This is a genomic window from [Brevibacterium] flavum, assembly GCF_019317305.1.
In the GTDB taxonomy this organism is placed as follows: domain Bacteria; phylum Actinomycetota; class Actinomycetes; order Mycobacteriales; family Mycobacteriaceae; genus Corynebacterium; species Corynebacterium glutamicum.
Genome location: NZ_CP079240.1, coordinates 436,860 through 455,221, shown reverse-complemented (window position 1 = coordinate 455,221; position 18,362 = coordinate 436,860). Strand labels below are relative to the sequence as shown.

Sequence of the window (18,362 nt, the reverse complement as noted above, 5' to 3'; positions counted from 1 at the left end):
CAAAAAATTCCCCTACGGGATGTAGGGGAATTTTCGCAGTTCAGGGAGCTTTTACCAGCCACCGGCACCTTCAAGGATGCTCTTGATCTGGGGGCGCACATCGAACCAGTAGAGGCCAATCATGATGATCGCAACCCATGGAAGAATTGGAATTTCGGGGCCGAATGCGGCGAGAACAAATCCAGAAGCGATAAGGATTGCTACCCAGACCATCTTCTTTTGGCGATCCGCTACCTCAAAGGCATCTTCACGCGTGGTGGCCGCCAGGAAGGCACCAATGAAGCCAAAGATGCCAATAAGTCCAAAGATTCCCCAAATTACGTAGTTGGTCACTTGGAAGAGCTGGGCGAAATCCATTGGAGGAAAACCGACTTTCTTAATTCTGCGGAGGAATTACTTCTCCATCGATGATATCGTCATCGCCTGGTTCTGGGGAATCCTTCTTAGCCTTGCGCTTTTCTAGGGTGTCATCGAACTTGTCGCGGGAAGCTTCCACGGCGTCACCGAAGGCGGATTTCACGTCGTTTTTATCGGAATCACTGACGGCACCTTTGACGGTTTTGGCTGCATCTTTGATGATGGATCCGGCGTCGCGGGCGAATTCCTTACCGGCATCTAGGTAGGAGCCGGACTTTGCTTGATCGGCGGCTTCGCTGGCTTCGGTTTTAAGCTTGCTGAAGGTTTCCTTCTCAGAGAGTTCTTCACGGAGCTTCTTCGCTACTCCACTGACGGCACCGCTGAGCTCGGAAGCTGCATTGCTCCATTTGGACAAGATGGAATCGTCTTTTGCATCGGACATGATGGTTACTCCTAGTTAAGCTCCGAAGAGGATATGGGAAATAGCGTAAATGGCCAGTCCTGCTAATGCACCTACAATTGTGCCATTAAGGCGGATGTATTGGAGGTCTTTGCCCACCATGAGTTCGATTTTCTCTGAAGCTTCTTCAGCGTCCCATCGTTCAATGGTTTCGGAGATAATGCCGGTGACTTCGGGGGCGTAATTGTCGGCGAGGAAAGCAGCGGCGCCGGTAATCCGGGTGTCGAGTGAATGCCGGAGGGTGGCGTCGTCAAGCAATCTTTGACCCCAGCTGGTAGCTGCTTCGGAGATTTTGCGACGCAGAATTGATGACTCATCTTCTGCGGATTCAATGAGCGACTCGGAGGCTGACGCCCAGATGGTTGGCGCGCTTGCGCGATGGCGCCGGAGCCCATGATGTCGCGTTTGATTTCTTCGACTTTGATGATCATGCCTGGGTCATGCTGCAGGTCTTGCGCCAATTTATTAAGGAATCGGCGCAGCGATTTGCGGGCCTCGTGGTTAGGATCGGCAGCGACGGCTTCGGTGAATTTTATGACCTCGTCATAGACTTTGCCGCTGACCAGCTGCGCAGTGAATTTAGGCGCCCAGATCGGACGGCGCTCGTTGAGCAGGCGATCAATCAGCGGCTCGGAGCCCAACGCCTTTTTGTGCAGCCACTGCGCAAGTTCCTGGACAACTGGTTCGGCTTTGCCTTCGGCGAGAAGTTGTTCCAGCAACCGCCCAGCTGGTGGGCCCCAGGTGGGTTCCGCAAGCTTGTCGATCACCGCAGATTTAATCACCGCTTCAGCATCTGCCGGATCGATTGCGCGCACAATATTAGCGGTCAATTTGCCGACTTCGCGCGAAACTTTCTCCCCGTTTTCCGGCTGGGCGAGCCACTCCCCGGCGCGCTCTGGAATCTGCGCCTGAGAGACTTTTTCCGTAATGAGCTGGGCATTTAGGAAGTTATCCCCCACAAACCCGCTTAAGGCCTCACCTAACTGGTCTTTCTTGCGCGGGATAATCGCAGTGTGCGGAATAGGCAGCCACAATGGATGGCGGAACAGCGCGGTGACCGCGAACCAGTCGGCCAACCCGCCGATCATTCCGGCCTCTGCCGCAGCGCGCACAAAACCTACCCACGCTGCAGTTTCACCCGGACGGGTCTCCACGAAACGGCAAAGAAAATATACAGCGGCAGCAAAAATCAACAGGCCAGTGGCAATGGCCTTGTGCTTGCGCAACTCCTTACGCCGCTGCGCTTCCATTTCCGGCGAAGGACCCGGAACCGTCTGCTGAGCAACCTCATGTTTTCCCATGCGTCCTATTATGTACGCAGGGGTGGACACGGGGGCAGGACACGGGGGAAGATCAGGGTATTTTAGGGGTTATGCCTGCACTTTCTCTAGGACGCGTCCGCGCCCTACGCCTCATTTCACAGCTGCTTGCACCGTCTGCGGCGTTGAATTTTAAGTCCGAGCGCAATGCCGTCGACGTGGCAAAACACATGCTCGCCAGCCAGGCTCAACTCCGTGGATCCGCCCTGGTCGCGCTGGATACACGTGCCGAAAACGCCGACGCCGCCACCGCGCTCGAACAGTCTCTGCTCATCCGCAGCTGGACGCAGCGCGCACCCACCAAATACTTGCCGCCGAAGACGTCCGCTGGATGACACTACTATGTTCCCCACGCATCCTGGCTGCTTCAGCCAAGCGCCGCTCCAGCCTTTCGCTTGATAGCGCCGCAGTCCAGCGCGCCCGCGACGCACTAACAACCGCCGCCGAAAAATCCCCCGTATCCAGAACCCAGGCCTACGAAATTTTCCGATCCGTAGACGTTGACCCCGGCGAGCACAGAGGCCAACATTTACTCCGGCATTTCGGTGGCGAAGGTGACATCGTACAAGGCCCGCCCATCGGAACGGAAGATTCCTTTGTGCTTCTCGATTCCATCTGCCCCCTTTCCCTAGCACTTAGCGGCGACGAAGCCCTCACAGAAATTACCCGCCGGTACTTCAATTCCCGCGGCCGCCACCCACAAAGACCTCGTGTGGTGGACCGGCCTCACGGTCCGCGACGTCAAGAAAGGCATCGCCGCTGTCTCCGCCGAAGGTTCAATCACCGCAGTTCAGGGACCCAACGGCGAAGAAATGTGGATCCCCACCTGGGCAGAGGACGTCACAGAAACAGAAATCAACGACGCCCTCGCCCTGGAACTAACCCTCCCCGCCTTTGACGAATACCTACTTTCCTACACCGACCGCAGCCACGTCATGGATCCCGAGCACCTGTTCAGCATCGGCCCGGGCAAAAACGGTGTATTCAAACCATTCAAAGTTATTCACGGCGAGGCGCTGCCGGTTTAGTTCTTTAAAAGCTTCACTTGTATCACCCTGAGTGATACAAGTGAAGCTGCGATCGCCTTTTCACGCACGTTTGGCAGCCAAATACGGGCAAAGATTTTTGCTTATCGACGCCAACCTCCGGTGAAACCCTTAAATTTCGGATTCAAGTTCGGAAACATCAAAGCCAAGGCGATCTATTACTTCTTGTAATTCCATTCGATCGCCGGTGTCGTTAAGCATTCGAGAGAGAATTAGGACCGCATCCATAAGGTCGTTTTGCTCTTCCGAAGCCGTTGTGTCTCTTGTGCAGGTAACAACTGCACAACTTCTTTCCCCTGCTTGGCGATACTAATCGACTCCCGGATTCCACTGCCCGAACGAGCTCAGAAATTCCAATGTGGGAAGCATTGTTGATCCCTAAAGTCTTCCTCCCTGAGACTAATCAAAGCTGCGGAATAGAGGAAGAGCCTCACACAGAAGAACTAACTACAGGGGCTGTGGAAAATCTTTCTCGGCCTGGAGCTTAAAAGATCCAGGTTGCAACAATATAGCTGTTGGCTCTGATGCAGATTCAAAATGCTTCACTGCATATCGAAGATTAGCCAACAGAGAGTTAATCTGAGCCCATTTTCTTTCTTTCCCTTTAGCTCTTAGCACCTGCGGTATTCCAAGCCAATGAATCCCCGCAGCTCTGCAAGCTGCGCGTTCATCCAATCGGTCTTGACCCATGATCTGTCTAATATCACCTGTAATTAGAACATTGACACCTTGCTTTTGAGCCTCAGCAAACAAAGTGAGATCATCAATTCCTGACTGATAATTACCGTCTACAACACGATCGAAGGAATGCCCTTGGTACATCGGGCGCAAATACCCGATAGAGTTCGCTGGAAAATTCTCATCGAGCAAGAAATTCATTAGGCCGCACCATATACGGCTGAATCAAATTTCCCGACATTCTTCAAATCAGTTTTGTTCAGATTGGGATAGAACTCCTGGATTTCATCCTCCGTGGTTTCAGGGTCTCGAAGAAGATCTGTGACAACATCAGTGGGGATTCTAGATCCCTTAACCCGAGGAGTACCTCCAAGCGTTCCGGCATCCACTTCAATTCCAGGTGCTGGTGATAGAAGGTTAGGCACCGTTTTCCCTCTAAAATTACTAAAGGAACGGTATACGTCTTCAAAGCTAATGAATTCCCACTGTCCGGACTGCTTATCAATATCCATCCAGTTATCTCCATCTTTGACTCTGATAGATTTCCCATCAAAGGCAAAGCGATATTCGGATAAATGTTCCGTGAACTCGTTTTCTTCCAAGTTACGCAACACGCTAGAAATTCTTTGCAAAGATACTTCAGCACGAAACTTTGCAATGATTCTTAGGGCGACAATATCGCGAAAAGAATAAAGCATAGGACGCGATGCACTGATTTCGGGGACAAGGATCTCCTTCTTCGACCACAGCCGCAATTGATGTTCAGTAACACCAGTGAGGAATTGGGTCATTTCAAGGTCGAAGGACATCCCTGTCACCTCCTCATTTAAAAGTTTAGAATTACTAGTTTGTACGAGCTATTCTACCTAGACTTCGAACTTGCGTATCCTATATTGTCAAACTTCCTTCTGCAAGGTCGACTTTCCACCAAACATCAACACAAACTACGACGCAGCGAAACATGCCTCGAGGTCAGAGGTCACAATCTCAGCAGCTGCTGGTCCGGTGAGGATCCATGGGGTGAGGTTTTCCGTGGTGCAGAGTTGGCCGTTTTTGACTGCGGGGAGTTGGCTCCACAGTGGGTTGCTTTCAGCGTTTTCGAGGGCTTGGGGGCTGTCGATGAAGGCGATGATGCGGTCGGCGTCGAGAAGTCCGATGTTTTCGGGTGGAATGACTGACCATTGGCCGTTTTCGGAGGGGACGATGGATTCGACGAGGGTGATGTTTTGGAGGCGTTGGGGGACGCCGGCGCCGACGAAGCTGTCGGGGAGGTATTGGCGGACTTGTTCTTCGCGGATGCGGAGCAGCATAGTCTTCTCACCGGGCGACGTAATCTTCGAGTCCAGTGAAGCTACGGATTTGTCAGCATCTTCAATCACTGCGGCTGCTTTTTCTTGGGTGCCGGTGAGTTCTGCGAGGGCGGTGAATTGGTCGCGCCAGCTGTTGGATCCGTTTTCGTCGACGGATTTGATGATGGAGACGGGTGCGATGGCTTCGTATTTGGCGAGGTTGGTTTCGATTTCTTCGTCGCCGATGATGAGGTCGGGTTGGAGTTTGGCGACGGTTTCGAAGTTGGGTTCGTCATCGTTGCCGACTGCTTCCATCGAAGCAGGAGCGGAAGATAGCAAATAATCCTGCACTCCTCCGGCTCCGCCCCAGTAGGTGGTTCCGACTGGTTCGAGGTCGAGTGCGAGGGCGAGATCGAGGAAGTTGGCTTGGGCAATCACAATCCTCTGCGGAGCCGAGTCAGAAGAAGCCGCCACCTCTTCACTAGTAGAACATCCCGCCAGGGTGAGTAGCGCGAGGGCCGCGACTGCATACTTTTTCATATAGCCTTCCAATTCGATCAAATTATCTACCCACGGTAGATATATTAGGACAGGCTAAGCTATACAAACCCAGGGAACTCCAAGCAAAAACAAAACAACACCCTCTCCCCCACATAAATGGAAGAAAGGGTGTTGTTGGAGGTGCTAGTCAAAGAACCTGCATACAGAAACTACTGCGTACGGCCGGTTTCCTTGACGTAACGGTTGTAAGGTGCTCGGCCCTTGATGATCAGGACGGTGCCCAAAACTGTGCAGACAACGGCGAATACAACACCGATGATGCTGTAGAGGACCCAGTGTTCCTGCTGCTGGCCAACGCTGTTTGCGCCGACTGCGAAGAGGACTGTGCCAACGCCTGCCAGAGCAGTGAGGAGGAATCCCATGCCCAACCAGGTTGCGCTGCGCTCGAGGGATGAGTGTGGAGAGCTATACGCCACAGGTACATAGCCCTTGATGTAGTGCATACGCTCCGGTGCGGGTTTCTTTTTCGCGGAGGACATGGTGTTCACTCGTCTTTCTGGTTTAACTGTCTGAACCGGTACTTACTTGGATTAAAGACTAGTCGTCTTTGCCTCGGAAAGCTGCACGCGCACGTTCCTTGGTGACAGCTGCCACAGCGGTCAGTGGAATGCCTGCGGGACAGACGTCTGCGCACTCGCCGTAGAGGGAGCAGTGTCCGAAGTTGGTTTCCATTTCATCAACCATCTTACGTGCACGCAGTCCGCGCTCTTCCTTACCCAGTGGGAGGAGGGAGAGGTGAACAAGCTTTGCGCCGGTGAACAGGTGTGCTGCTCCGTTAGGGCAGGCAGCGACACATGCACCACAGCCGATGCAGGCTGCGTGGTCAAGTGCGAGTTCTGCAGTTTCGTGGTTGACGTGGAGGGTATCAGCGTCAGGTGCGGTACCTGCGTTGATCGTTACGTAGCCACCCTGTTCCATGACGCGGTCCAGTGCGGAGCGGTCGACGACCATGTCCTTGATCACTGGGTATGCATGGAACGCAGTGGTTCGATCTTGAGGGTGTCGCCTTCGTTGTAGCTGACCAAGCGCTGCGCGCAGGCAGGCTTATTCTGGTCAGCGCCGTGAGGGCGGCCATTCACGAGGAGGCCACAAGTACCGCAGATACCTTCGCGGCAGTCAGAGGCGAACGCGAATGGTTCTTTGCCTTCTTCGATGAACTTGTTGTTTACGTGGTCAAGCAGCTCCAGGATGGACATCTGCGCGACGGCGTCGTCAACCTGGACGGTTTCGAACTTGCCTTCCGCAGTTGGGCCTGCTTGACGCCAGATCTCAAGTGTAAGTTTCATTACTTGTAGTTCCTTGTCTGCAGTGGGACGGATTCGAAGAACAGTGGTTCTGCGTGGCGGACGAAGGTTCCGTTCTCGCCTGGTTCCCATGCGGAGACGAAGCACCAGTTTTCGTCGTCACGTTCTGCTTCGCCATCTTCGGAGAGGTGGTCGTCGCGGAAGTGTGCACCACAGGACTCGTCGCGGTCGAGGGCGTCGACGCACATGAGTTCACCGAGGTCGATGTAGTCGGCTACGCGTGCTGCGTATTCGAGAACCTGGTTCATCTCATCGGTGCTGCCGGTGATGCGCATGTTTGCCCAGAAGTCCTCGCGGAGCGCACGGATCTTGTCGATACCGTCCTGGAGGTCCTTTACGTTTCGAGAAACGCCACAAGAGAAGTACAGGATGTCGCCCAGCTGGCGGTGGTAGTACTCAGGACCGTGAACGTTGTCACCGACCCACTCTGGGCGGTTGCCCATGAGGCGGTCAATGCGGGCCTGTGCACGCGCAATCGCCGCCTGTGCTTCTGGTGCATCCTCTGACAGACGCTCGGCGCCAAGCAATGGGCCGAGGTAGTTAGGGATGGTGAATGGCAGGGTGAACCAGCCATCGACAGAAGCGGAAAGCAGGGAGTTTGCGCCCAGACGGTTTGCACCGTGGTAGGTCCAGGATGCTTCGCCTGCGCAGAACAGACCTGGGAGTGACGTCATTTCGTTGAAGTCAGTCCAGAGGCCACCCATGGTGAAGTGGCAGGTCGGTGCAATACGCATTGGGCTGGAGTATGGGTCCTCACCAATTGCCTCTTCGTACATGGTGAAGAGGTTGGAGTAACGCTCGCGGATGGTGTCCTGTCCGAGGCGCTCGGTGGCGTCGCGGAAGTCCAGGTATGCAGCGTTGTTCAGAGGTCCAACACCGAGACCAGCGTTGATCTGCTGGGAGATCGCACGGGAAGCAACGTCACGTGGGACGAGGTTACCGAATGCTGGGTAGCGGCGCTCCAGGAAGTAGTCGCGCTCATCCTCAGGGATGGTGTTCGGATCGCGATCATCCCCCTTAACCTTAGGGGACCAGATGCGGCCGTCGTTACGCAGCGACTCGGACATCAGAATGGTCTTGGACTGCCAGGTGGAGTTCACAGGTAGGCCGGTTGGGTGGAACTGGATGAACGATGGGGACGCGAAGTATGCGCCGGCTTCGTATGCACGCATGATGGCCGAGGCGTTGGAGTTCTTGGCCAGGGTGGACATGTGGTACACGTTGCCGTAGCCACCGGTTGCCAGGATAACGGCATGGCCGGTGTGTGCGGTGAGCTCGCCGGTGATCAGGTTGCGCATGATCAGGCCTTCGCAGCGCTTTTCACCATTACGTTCGGTGACAATGACGTCAACCATTTCGTTATGGGTGAAGATCTCTACGGAGCCGAGGTGAATCTGGCGCTGTAGTGCGGATGCGGTGGAGAGCTGCAGCTGCTGTCCGGTTTGTCCACGGGTGTAGTAGGTACGGGAGACCTGCACACCACCGAAGGAACGGGTTGCCAAGGCGCCACCGTATTCGCGGGCGAATGGTGCACCGATGGCGTTCATGTGGTCGATGACGCGGACGGACTCGACGGCGAGACGCCAGCAGTCGGACTCGCGGCCACGGTAGTCGCCGCCCTTGACGGTGTCCTTGACGTGGCGGTATGCGCCGTCGTTGTCTACCTTCTTGCCGCGGGCGGAGTTAACGCCACCCTGTGCAGCAATGGAGTGCGCACGGCGAGGTGCGTCGTGGTAGGTGAACGCCTTGACGTCGTATCCGAGTTCGCCGAGGGCTGCTGCTGCAGCGCCACCGGACAGGCCGGTGCCAACGACGAGGACGCGGAACTTGCGTCGGTTCAGTGGGGAGACCAGGTTCATGTGGTCTTTTTGGTATTCCCACATGTCTTTGGTGGGAACGCCTGCTGGCTCTGCAGCGTCAAGGACCGTACCAGCTGAGACCTCTGGGAGGACGGAGACTGGGTGGATGAACTCTGGGCGGGTGGTTTCAGAGTGAGTGCTCATAAATTCTTCCTAACCTTTACGCAATCCAGCCAACAGCGATGGCGAACGGAATGGTGATGTTGCCGATCAGGACCAGTGCAGGAACGATGTACGCAACTGCGAGGAGGATTGCCCTCCAGCGACGTCCGGTGATTCCCAGGTCAGAGACTGCAAGCCAGATGCCGTGTGACAGGTGGACGAACAGAACCAAGTTGGCAATGATGTACCAAATTGCTACAGGCCAGCGGCTAAAGGAAGCCACCATGTTTGCGTATACTTCGCCGTGCTCGAATGAGGTTGGGGCTGCTGGAGCAACACCCATGGTCAGGTCGAGGATGTGGAAGATAATGAACGCAAGGAGAACGATTCCGGTCACCAGCATGGAGCGGGTCGCGAAGGAGTTGAAGCCGCCAACGAGGTTGGTACGGCGGAACTTTCCGCGGGACTGGTGAGAACGGCCGGTCAATGCGAATGCACAGTAGATGTGCAGAACCAATGCGACCAGCAGGATAATACGTAGGATCCAGAGGACTGAGCCGTGTGGGAGGATCGGGGATCCGATCTCACGCAGGAACTCGCCGTAGACATCTACTTGTGCTTCACCCGGATGCGCAGAATCGGCCGCGTAGTCCGGCATGAAGATTTTCAGGTTTCCGATCATATGAACAAGAACGAAGCCACCGAAGATTAGGCCAGTGATGGCCATGGTCAGCTTCATTGCCCAGGTCGGGTATGCGGGACGCTCACGCAGCGCCTCCGTCGTAATTTTTCCGTGACGGATTGCCTCACGGTCGGGATTTCTAACAGTCATGGCACCTCCAGTGTCGTTGTTACTGTACGTGCCAGATCGAGGCATTAACCAGTCATGGAACGCTCCCCTACCGCCTCCAACTGACTGTTTAGAGGCATAAAACCCCACTTATTAGGGTAGCCTTACTTTATTGTCGTTTGACGCTCATTTAATTGAGTGTGCTCTACCTGCGGAAACGTGAGGCTTTTTCAACATTCTAAATCCAAGGTGAGCTTCCTCACAAGGTTCCGGTTTGAACTGTTTCTAACCCCGTTTGGTATCAACCAAAAAGTTTAGACACCCGAATTTCCCGAATAGAAGCAAGGCTTTGCGCAGGTGACACAATTTTCGCAACTGTTGCACCGTAGGTGCCCAAAAAGTTCCCGGGGCGCATGTGGCCTGACCACGCCGGGCACCCGATGGCGGCGGGCTGCGTCGAAAAGCGAAAATCAACAACTTTGCAACACCTCAATGCCAAGAGTGGTTAAGGTGATGGTGATCACGCTATAGTTGCGCCATGGGAAAGACATATGTGGGGTCCAGGCTGCGCCAACTGCGCCGCGAAAGAGACCTGAGCCAGGCATCCTTGGCAGCAACCCTTGGCTTATCTGCCAGTTATGTAAATCAGATTGAGCACGACGTACGCCCGCTCACCGTACCGGTGTTATTGCGCATCACCGAGGCGTTCGGCGTAGACGCAACGTTTTTCTCCCGCGACGATGACTCCCGCCTGCTCGCCGAGGTCCAAGACGTCATGCTGGACCGGGAGATCAATCCTGCGAACGTGGAGCTGCAAGAGCTTTCGGAGATGGTGTACAACCACCCCCAACTAGCGCGCGCGATGGTGGAAATGCACCAGCGTTACCGAAACGTGCGCGATAAGTTCTCCATCGCAGTGGATAATCGCACCAATACGCCTGAGGAACGCCGCCCCATCGCGGAGGCCGTGAGCATGCCGCACGAAGAGGTGCGCGATTTCATTTACGCCCGCCAAAACTACTTCGATGCGCTCGACCGCGCCGAAGCTATAGCCGCGCAACTGGGCTGGCAGCCGTACGATTCCCGCGCCATGGAAGATTCGATCGCCCGCCGCCTACAAATGGATCACGATGTCACCATCACCTCCTCCAAAGAGGAATCCGGGACGCTGCACCATTTCGACCCCGAAACCCGCCTGCTGACAATCCACGCGCGCCTCAACCCCGGACAACGCGCCTTCCGCATGGCCACCGAACTCGGCTACCTCGAGGCCAACGACCTCATCGAAGGCATTGTGGATGACGGCATCTGGTCCACCCCCGAAGCCCGCACTCTAGCTATCCGCGTGGCCTCCTACTTCGCCGCCGTGATGCTGCCCTACAAAATCTTCCACTCCGAAGCAGAGAAATCCGGCTACGACATCGAGTACCTAGGCCAACTCTTCGGCGTCGGCTATGAAACCACCGCCCACCGCCTGTCCACCCTGCAACGACCCAACCTGCGCGGCATCCCGTTTACCTTCGTGCGTGTCGACCGCGCCGGCAACATGTCCAAACGCCAATCCGCCACCGGCTTCCACTTCACCCACTACGGCGGCACCTGCCCCCTGTGGAACGTGTTTGAAACCTTCACCAACCCCGGCCAAGTGCTCCGCCAATTCGCGCAAATGCCCGACGGACGCAACTACCTGTGGATCTCACGCACCGTGCGACACCACGAAGCCCGGTTCGGCGAAGTGGACAAAATGTTCGCCATCGGCCTTGGTTGCGAGGCCCGCCACGCCGACCGCACCGTGTACTCCCGCGGTTTCAACCTCCAGGACCTCTCCACCGCCACCCCGATCGGGTCCGGCTGCCGGGTGTGCACCCGCGAGAACTGCGCGCAGCGCGCCTTCCCATCCGTCCACGGTCGCATCAACATCGACGCGCACGAATCCACGATTGCGCCTTACTAGCTGGTCGGCGGGAGTGCTTGTCGACGCACCCCTGCGGGGGTGGGTTTTACCTTTTATGAATGATCGGCAATATCCGCGTAAACACCATCGGTAGCCAGAAGAACATCATCCGGGGCGATAATCAGGGACCACCCGCGTCGCCCTGCGCTGACATAGATTCGCTCCTGGAGAATTGCAGACTCATCCAAAAACACACGATGCTTATTCTTCTGCCCGATTGGTGAGATTCCACCCGGGACATAACCAGTAACGACCTGTGCGCGGCTACGGTCCATCATGTTGGCGTGCTTACCTTTTCCAGCCTTAGCCAGCTGTTTAAGATTCAGCGTGCTGCTAGCCGGAACAATCGCTACGACATGTTCTCCGTCGATATCCGCCATCAGCGTCTTAAACACCACTTCCGGCTCCACACCCATCACTTCGGAAGCATCCAAAGCAAAACCCTTTGATGATTTCGGATCCACATCATGAACATCCAACTCAAATGGAATCTGTTTCTCCGTAAGCAGAGCAAGCGCAGGAGTAGCGTTCGAGGTATCAACTTTCTTGGCCATAAAACCAGATTTTAGCGGCTCTTCCTGTTTTAGAGTGCATTGATCTTATGGACCAACTGCCCTGAATGGATAAGGCACCGCAGAATGTAGTGGTTCAAATTACGGAAACCTAGAGCAATCCCACGCAAATGCTCCAACCGTCCGTTGATCGCTTCGACCGGACCGTTGGAGACACCAACATCGAAATACGCCAACACATCACCAAGTCGTTTAAACAAACTACGACCCAACTGCGCGAGTTCCTTATTCGGCCCCTTCAACACCCGAAGCTGATCAATAATGGTCCGCATTTTCTTCTTCGCTTCACGCTTATTACCCATCTGATAACAATCAATAATCGCCTGATACGCAAGCCACGCAAGCTTTAACACCCCGTAGTCTTTGTCATACGCCCACAACTGCTCCAAGCTTTCTTGCTGACGAGGACTCAACCACTTGTGCGTGGTCAACAAGGTCTTCCGGTTTTTATACAACGGATCCTGGCTTAAACCACGACGCTGGTATTTCTCCCGCTGGAGGCGTTGCCGGCAGGCGGTGAGCTTGTCACCAGCAAGCCGCACAACATGGAATGGATCCATCACGCGACGAGCAGAAGGAATGAGTTCTTTACTTGCTGTGGCGTAGCCTTGGAATCCATCCATGGACACGATCCGTATCTGATTGCGGAACTGTTCACCGCGGGAGCCAAGCCAGGACCGTAAAGCATCAGCACTACGACCTGGGACGACATCTAATAACCGGGCAGGACACCGTGAGTCATACCGATGCCCGGTCATATCGACAATCACGGTGACAAACCCATCACCATGCTTAGCCCTATTATGTGACCACTTATGCTCATCCACCCCAATGACATACACTCCATCAAGATGGTGAGGATCGTTATAGACCAGCTCACGGCACATATCGAGGGCTAGTTGGCAGGTTAAATCCCACCCTAGCCCAAGTGCTTTCGCGGTTGCGTGAACACTCATCCGGTCAATAGCAAGGCGTTGTAAAATCCAGCGGGTGACCCGGTGGGTGACCTTTACCGTGGTCAGCGCAGCTTAGTTCTGCTTGGAAATACTTTTGCTTACATGTGGGGTTGGTGCAGCGGTAGCGAGGTAGACGGATAAACAGTTTGGTGGGAAACCCGACGATGGGTAAATCAATGAGCATCCGGTGGGTGTGATGACGAAACACCCCAGGTTGGGAGCATTCTGGGCAGGTGGAGGTGTAGTCGAGTGCGTCTGCTTCGATCAGGGTGTAATCACCTGCATCGGAAGCGCCGGTGATGGTGAGTCCTAGTTCCGCAGTGCGGCAGATGGTGTCAGCGATGATGTTGCCGGTAGACTTCATGGGTAGAGCCTTTTGTTGGTGTTTGGTTAGCTTAGATACCTAAACCTTAACCCTGACAAAAGGCTCGTTTATTTTCGGGTCTACACCGCTAGCCCAGGTTCTGTGATGTACCCCAAAACCGGAAGGGCCATTTTAGCGGCTCTTCCTGTTTTAGAGTGCATTGATCTTATGGACCAACTGCCCTGAATGGATAAGGCACCGCAGAATGTAGTGGTTCAAATTACGGAAACCTAGAGCAATCCCACGCAAATGCTCCAACCGTCCGTTGATCGCTTCGACCGGACCGTTGGAGACACCAACATCGAAATACGCCAACACATCACCAAGTCGTTTAAACAAACTACGACCCAACTGCGCGAGTTCCTTATTCGGCCCCTTCAACACCCGAAGCTGATCAATAATGGTCCGCATTTTCTTCTTCGCTTCACGCTTATTACCCATCTGATAACAATCAATAATCGCCTGATACGCAAGCCACGCAAGCTTTAACACCCCGTAGTCTTTGTCATACGCCCACAACTGCTCCAAGCTTTCTTGCTGACGAGGACTCAACCACTTGTGCGTGGTCAACAAGGTCTTCCGGTTTTTATACAACGGATCCTGGCTTAAACCACGACGCTGGTATTTCTCCCGCTGGAGGCGTTGCCGGCAGGCGGTGAGCTTGTCACCAGCAAGCCGCACAACATGGAATGGATCCATCACGCGACGAGCAGAAGGAATGAGTTCTTTACTTGCTGTGGCGTAGCCTTGGAACCCATCCATAGACACGATACGTATCTGATTGCGGAACTGTTCACCGCGGGAACCAAGCCAGGACCGTAAAGCATCAGCACTACGACCTGGGACGACATCTAATAACCGGGCAGGACACCGTGAGTCATACCGATGCCCGGTCATATCGACAATCACGGTGACAAACCCATCACCATGCTTAGCCCTATTATGTGACCACTTATGCTCATCCACCCCAATGACATACACTCCATCAAGATGGTGAGGATCGTTATAGACCAGCTCACGGCACATATCGAGGGCTAGTTGGCAGGTTAAATCCCACCCTAGCCCAAGTGCTTTCGCGGTTGCGTGAACACTCATCCGGTCAATAGCAAGGCGTTGTAAAATCCAGCGGGTGACCCGGTGGGTGACCTTTTTACCGTGGTCAGCGCAGCTTAGTTCTGCTTGGAAATACTTTTGCTTACATGTGGGGTTGGTGCAGCGGTAGCGAGGTAGACGGATAAACAGTTTGGTGGGAAACCCGACGATGGGTAAATCAATGAGCATCCGGTGGGTGTGATGACGAAACACCCCAGGTTGGGAGCATTCTGGGCAGGTGGAGGTGTAGTCGAGTGCGTCTGCTTCGATCAGGGTGTAATCACCTGCATCGGAAGCGCCGGTGATGGTGAGTCCTAGTTCCGCAGTGCGGCAGATGGTGTCAGCGATGATGTTGCCGGTAGACTTCATGGGTAGAGCCTTTTGTTGGTGTTTGGTTAGCTTAGATACCTAAACCTTAACCCTGACAAAAGGCTCGTTTATTTTCGGGTCTACACCGCTAGCCCAGGTTCTGTGATGTACCCCAAAACCGGAAGGGCCATTTTAGCTGCATACAAAAACCGCCTCCCACATTGTGTCTATGGAAGGCGGCTTCTGCTTTTTAAGATTCAAACTCAGCGAGAATTTCCTTCACTGCACGGTGAATTCTGGAACCATACTCCGCGTGGTGAAGCCCGAAGTACACAACAGCCGGGATGTACCCCGCTGGGTTGCCCAGATCATGGCGCTTTCCTTCATGAACCACAATATGGACTGGGTGGCCTTCTTCAATCAACAATGCAATGGCATCTGTTAACTGCAGTTCCCCACCGGCACCAGGTTCAATGCGACGAAGTGCATCAAAAATTGCGCGATCAAGTAGGTAACGGCCAGTAGCCGCAAACCTTGATGGAGCATCTTCAGGCGCAGGCTTTTCCACCATTCCTACGACACGTCGAATGCCTTCGCTTTCCGATTCCGCATCAAGATCGCCTAGCTCAAAAATGCCATAGCTGGAGACTTCATCCTCAGCCACTTCAATAGCGGCGAGAACTGATCCACCAAACTTGGCGCGAACTTCAGCCATCCTTTCAGTCACGCCGAAAGGCAGAACCAAATCATCAGGAAGCATGACTGCAACTACATCTTCGTCCTCATCAAGCACTGACTCCGCAAGTCCGACTGCATGACCAAGTCCCAGTGGCTTTTCCTGAACCACAGGAACAGTATCGATCAGCTCCCTGGCCGCTCGAACTTTGTTCAGCTGATCTGTCTTGCCACGAGCTTCCAAAGTTGCCTCAAGCTCAGGGAACGGCTCAAAGTGCTTAAGGATTCCGTCCTTGTTTGGCGCGGTAATAATAGCCAGTCGAGATGCACCGAGATCCGCAGCTTCTTTAGCAACAAGCTCAATACCCGGAGTATCAACCACAGGGAGAAGTTCCTTGGGGATCGTCTTGGTAGCGGGAAGGAAGCGCGTGCCCATTCCAGCGGCAGGTACAACAACAGTTTTTACAGCATTTTGATGCTTATCGATTGGCAAATTCATAGGCCATGACGATACCGCCTTTTTAGAATAATTCTTCTTGACAGCGGGTTAGTTTATGTGAACATGAACACTTAATAAAAAGTTAGCTATAAATTTGGAAGACCAAAGGCAAAAGCCCTGATTGCACTTACAATCAGGGCCTTTTGAATCTTCGAACTAGAAGTTGATCATGTGTCCGGAAATGCCGTGAGCGGCTTCCTTAACAGCTTCAGACAGCGTTGGGTGAATGTGAACGCTGCGTGAGATCTCCTCAGTGGTGAGATCCCAGTTCTGTGCCAGAACCAGTTCGTTGATTAGCTCGGAAGCGTTAGCACCAACGAGGTGTCCACCGAGCAGCTCACCGAATTCAGCATCCGCAACGATCTTTGCGAAGCCATCGGTCTCAGCCAGGCCGACTGCCTTACCGTTTGCAGAGAATGGGAAGGACGCAACCTTGATCTCACGATCAGGCCACTTCTGCTTAGCCTGCTCCTCGGTGTAACCGAAAGAAGCAACCTGTGGGTTACAGAACGTTGCGCGAGGCATCATCATGTAATCACCAAGGGCCTGGGTCTCTGCACCAGCGATGGTCTCAGCAGCAACAATGCCCTGAGCTTCTGCAACGTGCGCAAGCTGCAGCTTAGCGGTGACGTCACCGATAGCGTAGATGCCAGGAACGTTGGTACGCATGTAATCGTCGATGTCGATTGCGCCGCGCTCAGTGAGCTTAACGCCAGTGTTCTCCAGACCGAAGCCCTCAACACGTGGGCGGAAGCCGACGGAAACCATGACGCGATCAACAGTGAGGGTCTCAGTCTTGTCAGAGCCCTTCTTCTGGTAATCAACCTCAACAGAATCGCCATTGTCACGCACTGCGGTTGTTGCGTGGCCAGGAAGGAGCTTAACGCCCATCTTCTTGTATGCCTTAGCAATAACCTTGGAGACCTCAGCATCTTCGTTTGGAAGAACGCGATCCATGAACTCAATGACGGTTACGTCTACACCATAGTTACCGAGAACGTAAGCGAATTCCATGCCGATTGCACCGGCGCCAACAATGACCATCTTCTTGGGTGCAACAGGGTTAAGAATCTGCTCTTCATAAGAAACCACGTTCTCAGAGAATTCGACGCCACGCAGGGTGTTGACAACCGAGCCGGTTGCGATAATGCAGTCATCGAAAGTGACGGTCTTACCAGCGTCCTTGCCTTCAGTAACCTCAAGGGTTTTAGCATCCTTGAAATTTCCAAAACCATCAATTTCAGTGATCTTGTTCTTCTTCATCAGGTAGTGAACTCCGCCGACGATCTTGTCGGAAACGCCACGGGAACGCTTGTGAGCATCCTCGTAATTGAAAGTCACTTCACCGTTAATGCCGAAGGTCTTCCTCTCATGGGTAAAGGTATGGGCAACCTCAGCGTTCTTGATAAGAGATTTGGAAGGGATGCAGCCAACGTTTAGGCAGACACCGCCCCAATACTGCTTCTCAATTACAGCAACCTTCTTGCCAAGCTGGGCCGCGCGGATGGCGGAGACGTAGCCACCGGGGCCCGCTCCGAGTACTACTACATCATAATGTTCAGTCACGCATTCAAGGATACGTGTTTAGGATTGTCTTGTCGTGCACGTGGTCTACAGAAAGACCAATCCACACTAAATAGGGGGAACGAGAAAGCCCACGATGTTCAAATCGTGGGCCTTCTTGCGAAACAACTGCTCGGATCAGAACAGTCCGAGGCCGTGTGACAGGTTGCTTGAAGCAGAGGAACCTGCGTGAAGGCCGTAGCCCAAAATCTCATTGATGGCGAACAAAATCTGCTCAAAAATCTGGTACATGTGTAAAACGTCCTTAAATGATCATGGGCAAATCTGAAGCAAAATATGCAAGACAAACCCTCTTATTGCTCTCAAAGAATAATAACGCTCAAGCTCCACAGAACGTTAACAAAGTTGAAACTTGATTCCGAAAAGGAAAATTAACTGCATTGAAAAATGCTGGTGCCCATGAATTCCACAACGCAGGAGAAATCGGTAGAAGCTGCGGCAGTCCGTTAATTTAACTTTCCAACTACATGAAGGAAGAATGCCAACTCGATGGACTACCCTCCGTTGAGGTCTACTCAACCCGAGCAGATTCGAACATTAAACCTCGTAGGTTATTATTTACTTCTTCTCTAAAATTAGCGACAGATAATAT

The 18,362-nt window shown here is 53.7% G+C and carries 15 protein-coding genes and 3 pseudogenes; 3 read left to right on the top strand and 15 right to left on the bottom strand.

Going from position 1 to position 18,362, the window contains the following annotated elements:
* Window positions 1-51: 51 nt before the first annotated feature.
* From KW808_RS02165 to KW808_RS02155, 3 genes and pseudogenes are all read right to left on the bottom strand, one after another.
* On the bottom strand, window positions 52-357 hold the full coding sequence (locus KW808_RS02165) for a DUF2516 family protein (protein ID WP_003859726.1): 306 nt from the start codon (window positions 355-357) through the stop codon (window positions 52-54).
* 19 nt (window positions 358-376) lie between these two features.
* Entirely contained in the window at window positions 377-799 is a 423-nt protein-coding gene (locus KW808_RS02160) for a CGLAU_01105 family protein (protein ID WP_003859724.1), read from the bottom strand.
* 15 nt (window positions 800-814) lie between these two features.
* Window positions 815-2,118 (bottom strand): annotated as a pseudogene (locus tag KW808_RS02155) (DUF445 domain-containing protein).
* 71 nt (window positions 2,119-2,189) lie between these two features.
* On the opposite strand from KW808_RS02155, the gene KW808_RS02150 reads away from it, so the two are divergent.
* Both KW808_RS02150 and KW808_RS02145 read left to right on the top strand, forming a co-directional pair.
* On the top strand, window positions 2,190-2,471 hold the full coding sequence (locus tag KW808_RS02150) for a hypothetical protein (RefSeq protein WP_499652489.1): 282 nt from the start codon (window positions 2,190-2,192) through the stop codon (window positions 2,469-2,471).
* A 375-nt stretch (window positions 2,472-2,846) separates the two neighbouring features.
* On the top strand, window positions 2,847-3,164 hold the full coding sequence (locus KW808_RS02145) for a DNA glycosylase AlkZ-like family protein (RefSeq protein WP_499652486.1): 318 nt from the start codon (window positions 2,847-2,849) through the stop codon (window positions 3,162-3,164).
* A gap of 465 nt (window positions 3,165-3,629) precedes the next feature.
* Here KW808_RS02145 and KW808_RS02140 read toward each other — a convergent pair whose 3' ends face one another.
* From KW808_RS02140 to KW808_RS02110, 7 genes and pseudogenes are all read right to left on the bottom strand, one after another.
* The gene (locus tag KW808_RS02140; protein ID WP_003859717.1) at window positions 3,630-4,061 is read right to left on the bottom strand and encodes a hypothetical protein; all 432 of its coding nucleotides are present in this window, start codon (window positions 4,059-4,061) and stop codon (window positions 3,630-3,632) included.
* The gene (locus KW808_RS02135) at window positions 4,061-4,669 is read right to left on the bottom strand and encodes a DUF433 domain-containing protein (protein ID WP_003859715.1); all 609 of its coding nucleotides are present in this window, start codon (window positions 4,667-4,669) and stop codon (window positions 4,061-4,063) included. Before KW808_RS02135 ends, KW808_RS02140 begins: the two co-directional genes overlap by 1 nt.
* Before the next feature lie 135 nt (window positions 4,670-4,804).
* Complete coding sequence (locus KW808_RS02130) at window positions 4,805-5,689, bottom strand: ABC transporter substrate-binding protein (protein ID WP_003859713.1); 885 nt, start codon at window positions 5,687-5,689, stop codon at window positions 4,805-4,807.
* Between the two features lie 170 nt (window positions 5,690-5,859).
* A complete protein-coding gene (locus KW808_RS02125) occupies window positions 5,860-6,189 on the bottom strand; it encodes a hypothetical protein (protein WP_003859712.1) in 330 nt (109 codons plus the stop codon).
* A gap of 58 nt (window positions 6,190-6,247) precedes the next feature.
* Window positions 6,248-6,996 (bottom strand): annotated as a pseudogene (locus KW808_RS02120) (succinate dehydrogenase/fumarate reductase iron-sulfur subunit).
* A complete protein-coding gene (locus KW808_RS02115) occupies window positions 6,996-9,017 on the bottom strand; it encodes a fumarate reductase/succinate dehydrogenase flavoprotein subunit (RefSeq protein WP_003859709.1) in 2,022 nt (673 codons plus the stop codon). Before KW808_RS02115 ends, KW808_RS02120 begins: the two are co-directional and overlap by 1 nt.
* A gap of 16 nt (window positions 9,018-9,033) precedes the next feature.
* On the bottom strand, window positions 9,034-9,807 hold the full coding sequence (locus tag KW808_RS02110) for a succinate dehydrogenase cytochrome b subunit (RefSeq protein WP_003859707.1): 774 nt from the start codon (window positions 9,805-9,807) through the stop codon (window positions 9,034-9,036).
* Between the two features lie 496 nt (window positions 9,808-10,303).
* Between KW808_RS02110 and ramB the strand changes: the two genes are divergently transcribed.
* Complete coding sequence (gene ramB / locus KW808_RS02105) at window positions 10,304-11,719, top strand: acetate metabolism transcriptional regulator RamB (protein ID WP_499652482.1); 1,416 nt, start codon at window positions 10,304-10,306, stop codon at window positions 11,717-11,719.
* A gap of 53 nt (window positions 11,720-11,772) precedes the next feature.
* Here the strand turns inward: ramB and ybaK are convergent, their stop codons facing one another.
* The 5 genes and pseudogenes from ybaK to lpdA all read right to left on the bottom strand — a co-directional run bounded on the left by ybaK (window position 11,773) and on the right by lpdA (window position 17,752).
* Window positions 11,773-12,273, bottom strand: coding sequence for a Cys-tRNA(Pro) deacylase (ybaK, locus tag KW808_RS02100; protein ID WP_003859694.1), 501 nt, complete (start codon window positions 12,271-12,273; stop codon window positions 11,773-11,775).
* A 29-nt stretch (window positions 12,274-12,302) separates the two neighbouring features.
* Window positions 12,303-13,611, bottom strand: a pseudogene (locus KW808_RS02095) (ISL3-like element IS31831 family transposase).
* A gap of 150 nt (window positions 13,612-13,761) precedes the next feature.
* The gene (locus tag KW808_RS02090; protein ID WP_034983522.1) at window positions 13,762-15,072 is read right to left on the bottom strand and encodes an ISL3-like element IS31831 family transposase; all 1,311 of its coding nucleotides are present in this window, start codon (window positions 15,070-15,072) and stop codon (window positions 13,762-13,764) included.
* Window positions 15,073-15,262: 190 nt separating this feature from the next.
* Complete coding sequence (locus KW808_RS02085) at window positions 15,263-16,186, bottom strand: UTP--glucose-1-phosphate uridylyltransferase (protein ID WP_003863183.1); 924 nt, start codon at window positions 16,184-16,186, stop codon at window positions 15,263-15,265.
* A 156-nt stretch (window positions 16,187-16,342) separates the two neighbouring features.
* The gene (lpdA, locus tag KW808_RS02080; RefSeq protein ID WP_003863185.1) at window positions 16,343-17,752 is read right to left on the bottom strand and encodes a dihydrolipoyl dehydrogenase; all 1,410 of its coding nucleotides are present in this window, start codon (window positions 17,750-17,752) and stop codon (window positions 16,343-16,345) included.
* Window positions 17,753-18,362: the final 610 nt, after the last annotated feature.

Coding starts and splice junctions, on each gene's coding strand:
- KW808_RS02125 (WP_003859712.1), bottom strand. CDS start 6,189: ATGTCCTCCGCGAAAAAGAAACCCGCACCGGAGCGTATGCACTACATC.
- KW808_RS02085 (WP_003863183.1), bottom strand. CDS start 16,186: ATGAATTTGCCAATCGATAAGCATCAAAATGCTGTAAAAACTGTTGTT.
- KW808_RS02160 (WP_003859724.1), bottom strand. CDS start 799: ATGTCCGATGCAAAAGACGATTCCATCTTGTCCAAATGGAGCAATGCA.
- KW808_RS02165 (WP_003859726.1), bottom strand. CDS start 357: ATGGATTTCGCCCAGCTCTTCCAAGTGACCAACTACGTAATTTGGGGA.
- KW808_RS02140 (WP_003859717.1), bottom strand. CDS start 4,061: ATGAATTTCTTGCTCGATGAGAATTTTCCAGCGAACTCTATCGGGTAT.
- KW808_RS02110 (WP_003859707.1), bottom strand. CDS start 9,807: ATGACTGTTAGAAATCCCGACCGTGAGGCAATCCGTCACGGAAAAATT.
- KW808_RS02135 (WP_003859715.1), bottom strand. CDS start 4,669: ATGTCCTTCGACCTTGAAATGACCCAATTCCTCACTGGTGTTACTGAA.
- ramB (WP_499652482.1), top strand. CDS start 10,304: ATGGGAAAGACATATGTGGGGTCCAGGCTGCGCCAACTGCGCCGCGAA.
- KW808_RS02130 (WP_003859713.1), bottom strand. CDS start 5,689: ATGAAAAAGTATGCAGTCGCGGCCCTCGCGCTACTCACCCTGGCGGGA.
- KW808_RS02090 (WP_034983522.1), bottom strand. CDS start 15,072: ATGAAGTCTACCGGCAACATCATCGCTGACACCATCTGCCGCACTGCG.
- KW808_RS02115 (WP_003859709.1), bottom strand. CDS start 9,017: ATGAGCACTCACTCTGAAACCACCCGCCCAGAGTTCATCCACCCAGTC.
- ybaK (WP_003859694.1), bottom strand. CDS start 12,273: ATGGCCAAGAAAGTTGATACCTCGAACGCTACTCCTGCGCTTGCTCTG.
- KW808_RS02150 (WP_499652489.1), top strand. CDS start 2,190: ATGCCTGCACTTTCTCTAGGACGCGTCCGCGCCCTACGCCTCATTTCA.